Consider the following 14,240-nt stretch of genomic DNA (forward strand, 5'->3'; position numbering starts at 1 on the left):
TGGCGCCGGCAAACACCCATCAAATGGCGTGGTGATTGGATCAGGCGCGGTGATGGCGCCCGTGTGCACCCTTGCAACGGCGGTTTGCAAGTGCGGCCGTTGCCCGACCGGAGGCGAGGCCATACCTCTCGCACCCATGTCCCCCTCCTGCGGAACGCCCATCATGCCCGAGAAGATCGACCAGGCCGCCATCGACCGCCTTTTCCTCAATGCCCGCTCGCAGAACGGCTGGACCGACGCCCCGGTATCGGAGGCGCAGATCCGCATGCTCTACGACCTGGTGAAATTCGGCCCCACCTCGGCCAACACCCAGCCGGCGCGGTTCGTGTTCCTCACCACGCCCGAGGCCAAGGAGCGCCTGCGCCCGGCCCTGTCCCCCGGCAATATCAAGGCGCTGGCGGCCCCGGTCATCGCCATCATCGGCTACGACCTGGCGTTCCATGACAAGATTCCGCAGGTATTCCCGCACAATCCGGGCTTCCGCGACCTGTTCGTGAACAATCCGGCGATGATCGAGCCCCACGCCTTCCGCAATTCCTCGCTGCAGGGGGCCTATCTGCTCCTCGCCGCCCGCGCCCTCGGCCTCGATGTCGGCCCCATGTCCGGCTTCGATGCCGCCAAGGTGGATGCGGAATTCTTCCCCGGCGGCACGGTGAAGACCAATTTCATCACCGCCATCGGCCATGGCGAGCCGGACAAGGTGATGGAGCGCCTGCCGCGCCTCGCCTTCGAGGACGCCGCCCGAATCGTGTGAGGCGGCGCCCGGCGCAAGCCACGGGTGAAGGATCAGTCCTCGCCGGGATCACCGGCGAGGCCGGCGGCGGCGAGACCGGCCAGGGCGCAGGCCTCGTCATTGTCCGACGTATCGCCGGAAATGCCCACCGCCCCCATCACCTGCCCGTCCGCCGCGCGGATCAGCACGCCGCCCGGCACCGGCACCAGCGAGCCGCCGATGGCGGCGGTGGCGGCGGAGATGAAGAAGGGCTGCTCCTTGGCGCGCTTGAACAGCGAGCGCGAGCCCATGCCCAGGGAAAGGGCACCGTTGGCCTTGCCGCGGGCGATGTCGCCGCGCTTCAGGCTGGTGCCGTCCTCCGCCGCGAAGGCCTTCAAGGCGCCGCGCGCATCCAGCACGCATACGGCCAGCGGATTCATGGCGTTGGCCCGGGCATGGCCGAGCGCGGCGACGACGATGGTCTGCGCCTGTTCCAGCGTAAGGTCGGACACCTTTTCCTCTCCCATGCCATGCGGATTGCGGGCTTCGCGCGCCGCACCGCCTGCCGATACTGCGCCTGTTGCGCAGGGCTCCTCTAGAGCACGCGCCGATCAGCTTGCAAGGCAAGCTGATCGGATCACGCGTTCTCTATCCATAAGTGAGAGGGCAATCCGCCGCGATGGAAGCGCCGATTGGCTGTGCCGCCGCCATACCGGCGGCGCGGCACGGCCGCGCGGATTTTTCCCTCCCGCCGGCTGCCCCGCCATGGCACCATGCCGCCGCCTGCCGAGGAGGCTGAAAGTCCATGGTCCTGACGCGACAGAGCCGCGAGCCCGGGCACCGGCGCAAGTTCCTGGTGGTGGTGGACGACACGCCCGAATGCGACCGCGCCATCTATTATGCCAGCCGCCGCGCCGCGGGCACGGACGGCGGCGTGGTGATGCTGGGGGTGCTGGAGCTGGAGGGCGTGAACCAGCAATGGCTTGGCATCGCCGACCTGATGCGCGCCGAGGCCCACGAGGAGATGCAGGCGCGGCTGGACAAATATGCCGCCCGTGCGCGGCAGGTGGCCGGCATCGCCGCGGAGCTGATCATCCGCGAGGGCAGCAAGGCGGACGCCATCACCGCCCTCATCCATGAGGACCGGGACATCGCCATCCTGGTGCTGGCGGCCGGCATGGCCAAGGAAGGGCCGGGGCCGCTGGTGTCCTCGCTGGCGGCCGGGCACGCCTCGCGCTTTCCCATTCCCGTCACCATCGTGCCCGGGGCGCTCTCCGACATGGAGCTGGACGCGCTGGCCTGATGCGCCTTTGACCGCCGGAGCGGACGCGCATGGCGCCCGCCCCGACGGTTCGCCCCGGTCGGCGCTTCACGCGCAACAGGTCCGCGCCGCGGGGGAAGGGAAAAGCAGGCCGCGGCAGGGATGCCGGGGAGAACCCGCAGGCGGCGCGATCGTCCGGGTGTGCCACCCGGCGGACGATGGAATGCGCCGGCACGGCCCTTCGGAAACCCCGGCGGCCCGCGCCAATGGCCGGCTTCAACACCGCCGGTGCGGCACAAATAGGGCACCGCCGGAACCGGAGCCGGCTTGCCGCCTGCACGGACGGTCCGCGCGCCCGGCGCGGACCCCGTTGCGGAGATTTTTCGCGCCCCGCGTGCCGCTGCCCGAGGGGGACGCTTGCGCCCGCGCCGTTTGCAGCTATATTAGCGCTGTCCCCATTGGGGATGCCTCAGCGCCATCGCAGTCGAAGGTGATGAGAGTGGGTCCCGGCGGGACCCGCTCCTTTTCTGCTTATCCGGTGTCCCACCGGAAGGCATGTCCGGCCCCGGCCGGCCTTCCCCTGTGGCCTCAAGGCGCGTCATTCAACCGGCGCCGGTGCCGAACCGCCTGCGCTCCGTAACTCGTCCCGGAGGGACATGACCGAAACTGCCGCTGCGCTCGACGATCCGAACGAGCCGCGCCTCATCACCGAAACCGGGGTGGCCGCCCGCGTGGCCGCCATTGCCTCCGGCGTGCTCGGCGCGCTCGGCTTCCGGCTGGTGCGCGTGAAGGTGACCAACCGCGACGGTGGCACCGTGCAGATCATGGCCGAGCGCCCCGACGGGACCATGAGCATCGACGATTGCGAGGCAGCGTCCCGCGCCCTTTCGCCCGTGCTCGACGTGGAAGACCCCATCGCCAGCGCCTACCGCCTGGAAATGTCCTCCCCCGGCATCGACCGGCCGCTGGTGCGCCTGTCGGATTTCGTCCGCTGGGCCGGCCATGAGGTGAAGGTGGACATGGCCCAGCCGGTGGACGGCCGCAAGCGCTTCCGCGGCATCCTCATCGGCACCGAGGGCGACACCGCCTTGGTGCGCCGCACCGATGCGCCGGCGGGCGAAGAGCCCACCGTCCGCCTGCGCGTGGCCGACATCCACGACGCCAAGCTCATGCTCACCGACGCCCTCATCCGTGAGGCGCTACGGGCCGCCAAGGCCGCCGGCCAGGCGCTGGACGAGGATGCGGAAGCCTTCCTCGACGGCGAGGAGGGCGCCGAAGCCCCCGACGCGGCGGACGCCGACGAAACCGCCATCGACGCCGATGCCCCCGCGGCGCCCTACAAGGGCCCCTCCCGCGATGGCGGCGGCCGCAAGGTGGTTGGCCGCAAGGCCAAGGGCAAGAAGGCCCCCACCAAGAAATCCAACGCCAAGAAGAAGTCCGGCTTCGAGGCCGCCAACGCCAGCACCGTGAAGGAGAAGCACTGATGGTTGCCGTCAGCGCAAACCGGCTCGAACTGCTGCAGATCGCCGATGCGGTCGCGCGGGAAAAGTCCATCGACCGCAGCATCGTCATCGCCGCCATGGAAGATGCCATCGCCAAGGCCGCGCGCTCGCGCTACGGCCAGGAGACGGACATCCACGCGGACATCAACCCCAGGACCGGCGAGTTGCGCCTTGCGCGCCACCTGCTGGTGGTGGACGAGGTGGAGAACACCGCCACCGAGATCACGCTGGACGGCGCCCGCCGGCACAATCCCGCCGCGCAGGTGGGCGACACCATCGCCGACACCCTGCCCCCCTTCGATTTCGGCCGCATCGCCGCGCAGAGCGCCAAGCAGGTCATCGTGCAGAAGGTGCGCGAGGCCGAGCGCGACCGGCAGTATGACGAATACAAGGACCGCATCGGCGACGTGCTGAACGGCCTCGTCAAGCGGGTCGAGTATGGCAATGTGGTGGTGGACCTCGGCCGCGGCGAAGGCATCCTGCGCCGCGACGAGCTTCTGCCGCGCGAGACCGTGAAGGCCGGCGACCGCATCCGCGCCTATATCTACGACGTGCGCCGCGAGCCGCGCGGGCCGCAGATCTTCCTTTCGCGCACCCATCCGCAGTTCATGGCGAAGCTGTTCGCCCAGGAAGTGCCGGAAATCTACGACGGCATCGTCGAGATCAAGGCGGTGGCCCGCGATCCCGGATCGCGCGCCAAGATCGCCGTCATCTCCCGCGACCAATCGGTGGACCCGGTGGGCGCCTGCGTCGGCATGCGCGGCTCGCGCGTGCAGGCGGTGGTGAACGAGCTGCAGGGCGAGAAGATCGACATCATCCCCTGGAACAACGACATCGCCACGTTCATCGTCAATGCGCTGGCCCCCGCCGAGGTGGTGAAGGTGGTGCTGGACGAGGACCGCGAGCGCATCGAGGTGGTGGTTCCCGACGCCCAGCTGTCGCTGGCCATCGGCCGCCGCGGCCAGAACGTGCGCCTCGCCACCCAGCTGACCGGCTGGGACATCGACATCATGACCGAGCAGGAAGAGAGCGAGCGGCGCCAGAAGGAATTCGCCGAGCGCACCCAGATGTTCGCCGAGGCCCTCGATCTCGACGAGATGATGGGCCAGCTGCTCTCCTCCGAGGGCTTCACCTCGGTGGAGGAGATCGCCTACGTACCCATCAACGAACTGGCCTCCATCGAGGGCTTCGACGAGGACACCGCCTCCGAGCTGCAGGCCCGCGCCCAGAAGCACCTGGCCGAGGTGGAAGAGGCGCTCGACGCCCGCCGCACCGAGCTGGGCGTGGAGGACGCGCTGAAGGAGATCCCCGGCGTTACTTCCAAGATGCTGGTGGCCTTCGGCGAAAACGACATCAAGAGCGTGGAGGACCTCGCCGGCTGCGCCACGGACGACCTGACCGGCTGGACCGAGCGCAAGGACGGCGAGACCGTCCGCCACGCCGGCGCCCTGGACGGCTTCGAGTTCAGCCGTGAGGACGCCGAGGCCCTGATCATGCAGGCGCGCATCGTCGCCGGCTGGATCGAGGCGGACGAACCCCCGGCCGACGGCGATGACGCCGCCGCCGACGAAGCCTGAGACGGGAGATGACCCACGGTGCTCGCAACCATGGTCGAGGACGAGACGGACGAGGGCCCGCGCAGCCTTGGCTTGCCGCGGGCGCCCTTGTCGCGCCTGTGCCTTGCCACCAGGCGGGTCACCCCGGTCACACAGATGCTGCGCTTCGTGGTGGGGCCGGACGGACAGATCGTCCCCGACCTCACCCGTAAGCTGCCCGGCCGTGGCGCCTGGGTCTGCGCCACCCGTGCCGATCTCGAGACCGCGCTGAAGCGCAAGGCCTTCGGCCGCGCCTTCAAGGGCAAGGGCACCGCTGCGCCCGGCCTGGCCGATCTCGTCGAGACCCTGCTGCTCAAGGATGCCCGATCGGCCCTGTCCCTCGCCAACAAGGCGGGACAGGTGGTGACCGGCACGACCAAGGTGGAGGCCGCCCTCGCCTCCGGCGCCGTGCGGGGCCTCCTGCACGCTGCAGACGCGCGCCCGGACGGGGTGCGCAAGCTGAACGGGTTCGCCCGTCAAGTCGAAACCGCCGGGGGGCAGCCACTGACCATCATCGATTGCTTTTCGGGCATCGAATTGGACTTGGCGTTGGGGCGGTCAAATGTGGTACATGCGGCGCTGCTCGCGCATCCGACGACCGCAGGATTTCTCGGGCGCTGCCACAAGCTCGGTCGCTGGCGGACGGGAACGTCCGCGGGCGAAGGGCATGGGCAGGGCGAGGATCACGCGCATGTCCCCGGCCGGATGCAAGGAACGGATACGGAATGAACGACACGAAGACCCCAGGCGACAAGACGCTGCATCCCGCCCCCGGCAAGACGCTCACGCTGAAGCGCCCGGTGGAGCAGGGCACTGTGCGCCAGAGCTTCAGCCATGGCCGCTCCAAGGCGGTCGTGGTGGAGAAGGTGAAGCGCCGCGTCATTGCGCCCGGTGAAGCCGGCCATCCGACCCCCGCGGCACCGCCCGCGCCGCCGGCAGCCCCGAGCGCGCCCCGCCCGGCAGCGCCGGCTGCCGCCGCTCCGCCCCCGGTCCAGGCCAAGGCGCCCGTCGCGGCACCCGAGCCCGCTCCGGCTCCGGCGGCCCCGGCACCGAGCACGCCCGCCCCGGCCGCTCCGGCTCCGGCTCCCGCCGCCCCGGTGGAAGCCAAGGCCGCCCCCGCCCCGAGCGTGCCCGAAGAAAAGGCCGCACCGGCGGCAGCTCCTCCGGCGGCGAATGCTCCCGCGGCAAGCGCCCCTGCGGCAAGCACCCCCATGGCAAGCGCCCCCGCCGCTCCGGCGGCCCCTGCGCCGGCCGTGAGCGCCCCCGCGGCACAGGCAGCCGCCACCCCGGCGGCGCCGGCTGCCGCCGCGCCTGCCCCGGCCACATCCGCCAGGCCCGCCGCCCCGCGCCCCGCCGAGGGGACGCGGCACGATGGCGCGCGCCATGACGGCGGACGCAGTGACGGCGGACGCAGTGACGGCGGACGCAGCGACGGCCCGCGCGGCGCCGCACCCGGCCGCCAGGCCGGCGGTTCCCATTCGTCCGGTTCCCATTCCTCCGCATCGCAGGCGTCCGGCCGTCCCGGCGCGCCCGCCCGCCCCGGCCAGCCGCAGCGCCCCGGCAGCTCCGGTCCCGACCGGCGGCCCGGCGGTCCCTCGCGGCCCGGCGGACAGCAGCGCCCGGGTGGGTCCGGCGTCGTCCTGCGCACCCTGACGGAAGAGGAGCGCAACGCCCGCGCCAGCGCGCTGGCCGATGCCCGCGTCCGCGAGGTGGAAGAGCGGCGCATGGCCGAGGAGCGCCGCGCCGCCGAGGAGGAGGCCCGCCGCCGCGCCGAGCGCGAGCGTGTCGAGCGCGCTGAGCGCGAGGCCGCCGAAGCCCGCAAGCGCGAGGAGGAAAGCCGCCGCGCCCAGGAGGACGAGAGCAAGCGCCGCGCCGAGCAGGAGGCGCGCAAGCGCTTCGGCGAGGAGCAGGGCGCCCGCCCGGCCGCCACCACCACCACCCCTGCGGCCCCCGCCTCCACCGCCCGCCCCCTTTCCCCCCGCCCCGCCGGCACCGCCGAGAGCGAGGAAGAGGAACGCCGCGCCGCCCGCCGCGGCCCCGGCGCCCGGCCGGCCGCACCGGTCAAGGTGCCGCGTGCCCCCGCCGGCCAGGAGAAGCAGCGCGGCCGCCTCACCCTCGTCACCGCCCTGTCGGGCGAGGAGGAGCGCCAGCGCTCGGTGGCGTCCTTCCGCCGCCGCACCCAGCGCATGACCGGCCACCGGCACCAGGAGAGCAAGGAAAAGATCTCCCGCGAGGTGATCCTGCCCGAGACCATCACCATCCAGGAGCTCGCCAACCGCATGTCGGAGCGGGCCGTGGACGTGATCCGCATGCTGATGAAGCAGGGGCAGATGGTGAAGATCACCGACGTGATCGACGCCGATACCGCCGAGCTGATCGCCGAGGACCTGGGCCACACCGTGCGCCGCGTGTCGGAATCCGACGTGGAGGAGGGCCTGTTCGACAAGCCCGACGCCCCGGAAACCCTGCTGCCGCGCCCGGCCGTGGTGACCATCATGGGCCACGTCGATCACGGCAAGACCTCGCTCTTGGACGCCATCCGCAAGGCCAACGTGGTGTCCGGCGAGGCCGGCGGCATCACCCAGCACATCGGCGCCTACCAGGTGACCGCGCCCTCGGGCTCGAAGATCACCTTCATCGACACCCCCGGCCACGCCGCCTTCACCGCCATGCGCGCCCGCGGCGCCAAGGTGACGGACATCGTGGTGCTGGTGGTGGCGGCGGACGACGGCGTGATGCCCCAGACGGTGGAAGCCATCAGCCACGCCCGCGCCGCGCGGGTGCCGCTGATCGTCGCCATCAACAAGATCGACAAGCCCGGCGCCAAGCCCGAGCGCGTGCGCTCCGAGCTGCTCCAGTATGAGGTGCAGGTGGAAAGCATGGGCGGCGAGACGCTCGAGGTGGAGGTGTCCGCCAAGGAGCATCTCAACCTCGACAAGCTCCTGGAAGCCATCGCCCTGCAGTCGGAACTGCTCGACCTGCGCGCCAATCCCGACCGCGACGCCGAAGGCACCGTGGTGGAAGCCAAGCTCGATCGCGGCCGGGGCCCGGTGGCCACCGTGCTGGTCCAGCGCGGCACCATGCATGTGGGCGACATCGTGGTGGCCGGCGCCGAATGGGGCCGCGTGCGCGCCCTCATCTCGGACACCGGCGCCAATGTGGACGCCGCCGGCCCCTCCTTGCCGGTGGAAGTGCTGGGCTTCAACGGCACCCCGGAGGCGGGCGACCGCCTCGCCGTGGTGGAGAACGAGGCCCGCGCCCGCGAGATCACCGATTACCGCCAGCGCCAGAAGCGCGAGAAGGCGGCGGCCCGTTCCGCCACCATCCGCGGTTCGCTGGAACAGATGATGAGCCAGGTGAAGGCGACCGGGCGGAAGGAATTCCCCCTCATCATCAAGGGCGACGTGTCCGGCTCGGTGGAAGCCATCATCGGCGCGCTGGAGAAGGTGGGCAACGACGAGGTGCAGGCCCGCATCATCCATTCGGGGGCGGGCGGCATCAACGAAAGCGACGTGACGCTGGCGGAAACCTCCGGCGCCGCCATCATCGCCTTCAACGTGCGCGCCAACAAGGAAGCCCGCGACGCGGCCGAGCGGGCGGGTATCGAGATCCGCTACTACAACATCATCTACGACCTCGTGGATGACGTGAAGAAGGCCATGAGCGGCCTGCTCGCGCCCATCAACCGCGAGACCATGCTGGGCAACGCCCTCATCAAGGAGATCTTCCTGGTTTCCAAGGTGGGCAAGGTGGCCGGCTGCCAGGTCACCGACGGCATCGTGGAACGCGGCCAGCATGTCCGCCTCATCCGCGACAATGTGGTGATCCACGAAGGCAAGCTCGCCACGCTGAACCGCTTCAAGGATGCGGTGAACGTGGTGCACGCCGGCCAGGATTGCGGCATGTCCTTCGAGAACTACCAGGACATGCGCGCTGGCGACGTGATCGAATGCTACCGCGTCGAGGTGATCCAGCGCTCGCTGTGAGGCGGGGCTCAAGTCACCGCAAGACCCCTCTCCCGCCCGCGGGAGGGGGGTGTGAATGCATCCGGGTGCATGCGGCGCTGCCGCATCGCCCTCCATCGGAGCGACACGGTCCAAACCCGCCCGCTCCCTGTGTCATCGGGTGACAGCGCGCTGCGGCACGCGGCCCAAAGGTCTGGTGATGGAACAGCGAATTGCTTCTGCCCGGCCCCGGGCGGCAGAAGCGGCCATGGCGTGGCCGCTCGCGCTCGCTTTGCTCGTCATGCTGCCGCAAGCCCCTGCACTGGCGGACGTTTGCGACAAGATCGCCGGGCCGTGGGTGAGCGGGAATGCCCCGACGGGCTTTCTCGGCCCCGTTGCCGTGGCGGGTCTGGCGCTCGCCTGCGGGCTCGCCTGGTTCACGCGCAGTCTCTGGGTCTCTGCCCTGTGCGCGTGCATCGCGATCCTTCTGGCGGTGCTGGCGGTGTCCGACATGTGGCTCGACCACGCCCTCTACCGCTCAGCGGTGACCGAGGGCTGCCGCTCCCGCACGCGAGATGCACTCGACGCCTTCGCCTTTCTGGCGGGGGCAGCACTCATTTTGATCTGCGGCCGGATGCGCCGCAGCACTGCTTTGTGAGACGACAAGAAGAACGAGAATGAACAGACGAGCTGAACCCTCTGCCGGCCCCTCCCAGCGCATGCTGCGCGTGGGCGAGCTGGTGCGCCATGCCCTCGCCGACGTGCTCCAGCGCGGCAACGTCATGGACCCGGTGCTCTCCGCGCACATCATCACCGTGCCCGAGGTGCGCATGTCGCCGGACCTCAAGATCGCCACCTGCTACGTCATGCCCCTGGGCGGCAAGGACCTTGCCCCGGTGCTCAAGGCGCTGGAGGCGAACAAGAAGTTTCTGCGTACCGAAGTCGGCCGCCGCATGGAGCTGAAATCGGTGCCCGAACTGCGCTTCCGCGAGGACACCTCGTTCGACGAGGGCGCCCGCATGGACGCGCTGCTGCGCTCGCCCCTGGTGGCGCGCGACCTCGACGACCCGCACTCCGACGACAGCGAAAAAGAGACCGACCCGGAATGACCGCCTCCGCTTCCGCCGCCCCCGCCGCTCCCGTCGAGCCGCCGGACGCCGCCGCGCCGCCCGAAGGGCAGGCGAACGCCCGCCCCCCGCGCGCCAGCCGCGAGCAGGACAACCGCCCTCGCGCGCCCAAGCGCGACCTCGACGGATGGGTGCTGCTGGACAAGCCCACCGGCATGACCTCCACCCAGGCGGTGGCGGTGGTGAAGCGCATCTTCGGGGCCAAGAAGGCGGGCCACGCCGGCACCCTCGACCCGCTGGCCTCCGGCTGCCTGCCCATCGCCTTCGGCGAAGCCACCAAGACCGTTCCCTACGTCATGGACGGCCGCAAGACCTACCGCTTCACTGTGCGCTTCGGCATCGAGACCGACACGGACGATTCCGAAGGCAAGGCGGTGGCCGCCTCCGAGCTGCGCCCGGCGGACGAAGACATCCTTGCCGCCCTTACCGCTTTCCGCGGCGAGATCCTGCAGGTACCCCCGGCCTATTCGGCGCTGAAGATCGGCGGCGAGCGCGCCTACGACCTCGCCCGCGACGGCGCCGAGGTGAAGCTGGAGCCGCGCCCCGTCACCATTTTCCGCATCGCCCTCGTGGAGCGGCCCGATGCCGACCATGCGGTGCTGGAAGCCGAATGCGGCAAGGGCACCTATGTGCGCGCCATCGCCCGCGACCTCGGCCGCATGCTGGGCGCGCGCGGCCATGTGTGCGCCCTGCGCCGGGCCTCGGTCGGCCCCTTCCTGGAGGAGGACCTCGTTCCCCTCGACGAGCTGCGCGAGCGGGCGGAAGCCGGCGAAGAGGCGCTGATGGACGCCCTGGACCCGGTGGCGGTGGCCCTGGAGGAGATCCCCCAGATCACCATCACCCCCCCGGACGCCCACCGGCTGCGCTGCGGCCAGAGCGTGATCCTGCGCGGGCGCGATGCGCCCATCGTGCAGGGGCACGCGGCCATCATCTGCCAGGGTGCGCTCATCGCCATCGGCGATGTGGAGGCGGGCGAGATCTTCCCTCACCGGGTGTTCAACTGGGCCCGGCCGCAGCGGCGCAAGGACCCCGCGCCCCGCTAGTGGATCAAGGCGTTGTGGTTCGACCTGGTCGCGACAGATGGGTCCCATCTGTCGCGGTCGAGCCCCTAGGCAGTGTGGACGGGGGCCGGCCGCCTCGGGAAACATTCCTCTGGTTCCACGGGGAAAACTGGCTATAGTCCGCCGCGCGGACGGTGCCGAAAGGCGCCGCGTTCGCATTTGACCTCGACCGTGCTGGACGACATCCCGGCCCGGCCGAGGGGGAACCGGCAGAGCCCCCGCGGCTTTGCCCTGCCGGCGGCGTCCGGCGGCCCGGCTCCCGTTTCACTCTCGTTGAAAGGATGGACCGATGTCGATCACGGCAGAGCGCAAGCAGACGCTCATCAAGGATTATGGCGCGAAGGACGGCGACACCGGCTCGCCGGAAGTGCAGGTGGCGATCCTCACGGAGCGGATCGTGAACCTCACCGAGCACTTCAAGTCCCATCACAAGGACAACCACTCGCGTCGCGGGCTGCTCAAGCTCGTCTCGCAGCGCCGCAGCCTTCTCGACTACCTGAAGAAGAAGGACGAAGGGCGCTACAAGTCCCTCATCGAACGCCTCGGCATCCGTCGCTGAGGCCGGAGCCGGATCACCGCAACGATCCGGCCGGAAAGCGGCCCGGCCCAGGAAGGGCCGGCGCCGTGCGCGCCACGGCGGCGCGCGTGCGCAGCGGGCATGGGGCCTGCTGCGGGTCCGCGAACGAAGGACAGGTCATGGCAGGATCGCCGGACGCAACCGTCGGAGCCTCCTCGTGCAGGAGCGGCTTCGCGCGGCGCGTCCGGCCGTCTTGCTCATGGCCGGGTCTTCTTCGCTTATGAAGAGAAAGATCTGAACTCATGTTCGACATCCATCGCGAAGAGCTGGACTGGGGTGGCCGCACCCTGACCCTCGAAACCGGCAAGATGGCGCGCCAGGCGGACGGTTCCGTCCTCGCCACCTACGGCGACACCAAGGTGCTGGCCACGGTGGTTTCCGCCCGCGAGCCCAAGCCCGGGCAGGACTTCTTCCCGCTCACGGTCAACTACCAGGAAAAGACCTACGCGGCCGGCCGCATTCCCGGCGGCTATTTCAAGCGCGAGGGCCGTCCCTCCGAGAAGGAGACCCTGGTCTCCCGCCTCATCGACCGCCCCATCCGCCCCCTCTTCCCCGAGGGCTACAAGTGCGACACCCAGGTGATCATCACCGTGCTGGCGCATGACCTGGAGAACGACCCGGACGTGGTGTCCATGGTGGCCGCCTCGGCCGCCCTCACCCTCTCCGGCGTGCCCTTCATGGGCCCGGTGGGCGCCGCCCGCGTCGGCTTCATCGACAATGAATATGTGCTCAACCCCACCGTGGACGAGGTGAAGGAAAGCTCCCTCGAACTGGTGGTCGCCGGCACGGGCGACGCCGTGCTCATGGTAGAATCGGAAGCGAAAGAGCTTCCCGAGGAGATCATGCTCGGCGCGGTCATGTTCGGCCACCGCCACTTCCAGCCGGTGATCGAGGCCATCATCAAGCTGGCCGAGAAGGCCGCCAAGGAGCCGCGGAACTTCCAGCCGGCCGACGTCTCCGCCGTGGAATCCAAGGTGCGCGAGATCGCCGAGCACGATCTGCGCGCGGCCTACAAGATCAAGCAAAAGCAGGCCCGCTACGAGGCGGTGGGTGCCGCCAAGGCCAAGGTGAAGAAGTATTACGAGGAGCTGGCGCTCGACGGCACCGCCGTGCCCGCCGCGCAGGTGGTGTCCGACGTGTTCAAGGCCCTTGAAGCCAAGATCGTGCGCTGGAACATCCTTGACGACGGCATCCGCATTGACGGCCGCGACGTGCGCACCGTGCGCCCCATCGTCTCCGAGGTCGGCATCCTGCCGCGCGCCCACGGCTCGGCTTTGTTCACCCGCGGCGAGACGCAGGCCCTGGTGGTCGCCACCCTGGGCACCGGCGAGGACGAGCAGTTCATCGACAGCCTGGAAGGCACCTACAAGGAGCACTTCCTGCTGCACTACAACTTCCCGCCCTTCTCCGTGGGCGAGACCGGCCGCATGGGCTCCCCCGGCCGCCGCGAGATCGGCCACGGCAAGCTCGCCTGGCGCGCCATCCACCCCATGCTGCCGGCCAAGCACGAATTCCCCTACACCCTGCGCGTGGTGTCGGAGATCCTCGAGTCCAACGGCTCGTCCTCCATGGCCACCGTCTGCGGCACCTCTCTGGCGCTGATGGATGCGGGTGTGCCCCTGCGCCGCCCGGTGGCGGGCATCGCGATGGGCCTCATCTTGGAGGGTGAGAAGTTCGCCGTGCTCTCCGACATCCTCGGCGACGAGGATCACCTCGGCGACATGGACTTCAAGGTGGCCGGCACCGAGCAGGGCGTGACCTCGCTCCAGATGGACATCAAGATCGCCGGCATCACCGAGGAGATCATGAAGGTCGCCCTCACCCAGGCGAAGGACGGCCGCGTCCACATCCTCGGCGAGATGGCGAAGGCGCTCACCACCGCCCGCGCCGAGCTGGGCGAGCACGCCCCGCGCATCGAGGTGATGAAGATCGCCGTGGACAAGATCCGCGAAGTCATCGGCTCCGGCGGCAAGGTGATCCGCGAGATCGTCGAGAAGACCGGTGCCAAGGTGAACATCGAGGACGACGGCACCATCAAGATCGCTTCCGCCTCCGGCGACGCCATCAAGGCCGCCATCAACTGGATCAAGTCCATCGCTTCCGAGCCGGAAGTGGGCCAGATCTATGAGGGCACGGTGGTGAAGGTGGTGGACTTCGGCGCCTTTGTGAACTTCTTCGGCTCCAAGGACGGCCTGGTGCACGTCTCCCAGATGGCCAACGAGCGCGTGGCCAAGCCTTCCGACGTGGTGAAGGAAGGCGACAAGGTGAAGGTCAAGCTCATGGGCTTCGACGAGCGCGGCAAGACCCGCCTGTCCATGAAGGTGGTGGACCAGACCACCGGCGAGGACCTGGAAGCCAAGGCCAAGGCCGAGCGCGAGGCGCTGCGCACCGGCGGTTCCGAAGGCGAGGCCGGCGCGGCGGAGTGATCCGCACCACCGGACCGGAAACAGCGAAAGGGCGG

Annotated in this window: 12 protein-coding genes; 11 read left to right on the forward strand and 1 reads right to left on the reverse strand. The window is 69.9% G+C overall.

What is annotated here, in order from left to right:
* The first annotated feature begins 163 nt into the window (after positions 1 to 163).
* The gene (locus ACI7BZ_RS03775) at positions 164 to 754 is read left to right on the forward strand and encodes a malonic semialdehyde reductase (RefSeq protein ID WP_414115860.1); all 591 of its coding nucleotides are present in this window, start codon (positions 164 to 166) and stop codon (positions 752 to 754) included.
* A gap of 32 nt (positions 755 to 786) precedes the next feature.
* Here the strand turns inward: ACI7BZ_RS03775 and ACI7BZ_RS03780 are convergent, their stop codons facing one another.
* A complete protein-coding gene (locus ACI7BZ_RS03780) occupies positions 787 to 1,224 on the reverse strand; it encodes a GlcG/HbpS family heme-binding protein (RefSeq protein ID WP_414115861.1) in 438 nt (145 codons plus the stop codon).
* A gap of 293 nt (positions 1,225 to 1,517) precedes the next feature.
* On the opposite strand from ACI7BZ_RS03780, the gene ACI7BZ_RS03785 reads away from it, so the two are divergent.
* The 10 genes from ACI7BZ_RS03785 to pnp all read left to right on the forward strand — a co-directional run bounded on the left by ACI7BZ_RS03785 (position 1,518) and on the right by pnp (position 14,205).
* Positions 1,518 to 2,015, forward strand: coding sequence for a universal stress protein (locus ACI7BZ_RS03785; RefSeq protein WP_414115862.1), 498 nt, complete (start codon positions 1,518 to 1,520; stop codon positions 2,013 to 2,015).
* Between the two features lie 614 nt (positions 2,016 to 2,629).
* Entirely contained in the window at positions 2,630 to 3,457 is an 828-nt protein-coding gene (rimP, locus tag ACI7BZ_RS03790; protein WP_414115863.1) for a ribosome maturation factor RimP, read from the forward strand.
* Entirely contained in the window at positions 3,457 to 5,052 is a 1,596-nt protein-coding gene (gene nusA, locus ACI7BZ_RS03795) for a transcription termination factor NusA (RefSeq protein ID WP_414115864.1), read from the forward strand. Before rimP ends, nusA begins: the two co-directional genes overlap by 1 nt.
* Before the next feature lie 30 nt (positions 5,053 to 5,082).
* Positions 5,083 to 5,799, forward strand: coding sequence for an RNA-binding protein (locus tag ACI7BZ_RS03800; protein ID WP_414119082.1), 717 nt, complete (start codon positions 5,083 to 5,085; stop codon positions 5,797 to 5,799).
* Positions 5,796 to 9,056 (forward strand): translation initiation factor IF-2, encoded by a 3,261-nt coding sequence (gene infB, locus ACI7BZ_RS03805; RefSeq protein ID WP_414115865.1) that lies wholly within the window; start codon positions 5,796 to 5,798, stop codon positions 9,054 to 9,056. The genes ACI7BZ_RS03800 and infB overlap by 4 nt, the downstream gene beginning before the upstream one ends.
* Positions 9,057 to 9,282: 226 nt before the next feature.
* A complete protein-coding gene (locus ACI7BZ_RS03810; protein WP_414115866.1) occupies positions 9,283 to 9,672 on the forward strand; it encodes a hypothetical protein in 390 nt (129 codons plus the stop codon).
* Positions 9,673 to 9,691: 19 nt separating this feature from the next.
* Complete coding sequence (gene rbfA / locus ACI7BZ_RS03815; protein WP_414115867.1) at positions 9,692 to 10,123, forward strand: 30S ribosome-binding factor RbfA; 432 nt, start codon at positions 9,692 to 9,694, stop codon at positions 10,121 to 10,123.
* Positions 10,120 to 11,184 carry a tRNA pseudouridine(55) synthase TruB gene (truB, locus tag ACI7BZ_RS03820; protein ID WP_414115868.1) on the forward strand — a complete coding sequence of 355 codons (1,065 nt, stop codon included), beginning with the start codon at positions 10,120 to 10,122 and terminating at the stop codon, positions 11,182 to 11,184. The genes rbfA and truB overlap by 4 nt, the downstream gene beginning before the upstream one ends.
* A gap of 307 nt (positions 11,185 to 11,491) precedes the next feature.
* A complete protein-coding gene (rpsO, locus tag ACI7BZ_RS03825) occupies positions 11,492 to 11,761 on the forward strand; it encodes a 30S ribosomal protein S15 (RefSeq protein ID WP_414115869.1) in 270 nt (89 codons plus the stop codon).
* A 260-nt stretch (positions 11,762 to 12,021) separates the two neighbouring features.
* Positions 12,022 to 14,205, forward strand: coding sequence for a polyribonucleotide nucleotidyltransferase (gene pnp / locus ACI7BZ_RS03830; protein WP_414115870.1), 2,184 nt, complete (start codon positions 12,022 to 12,024; stop codon positions 14,203 to 14,205).
* Positions 14,206 to 14,240 lie beyond the last annotated feature (35 nt).

This window comes from Xanthobacter sp. AM11 (genome assembly GCF_047444035.1).
Taxonomy (GTDB): Bacteria; Pseudomonadota; Alphaproteobacteria; order Rhizobiales; family Xanthobacteraceae; genus Xanthobacter.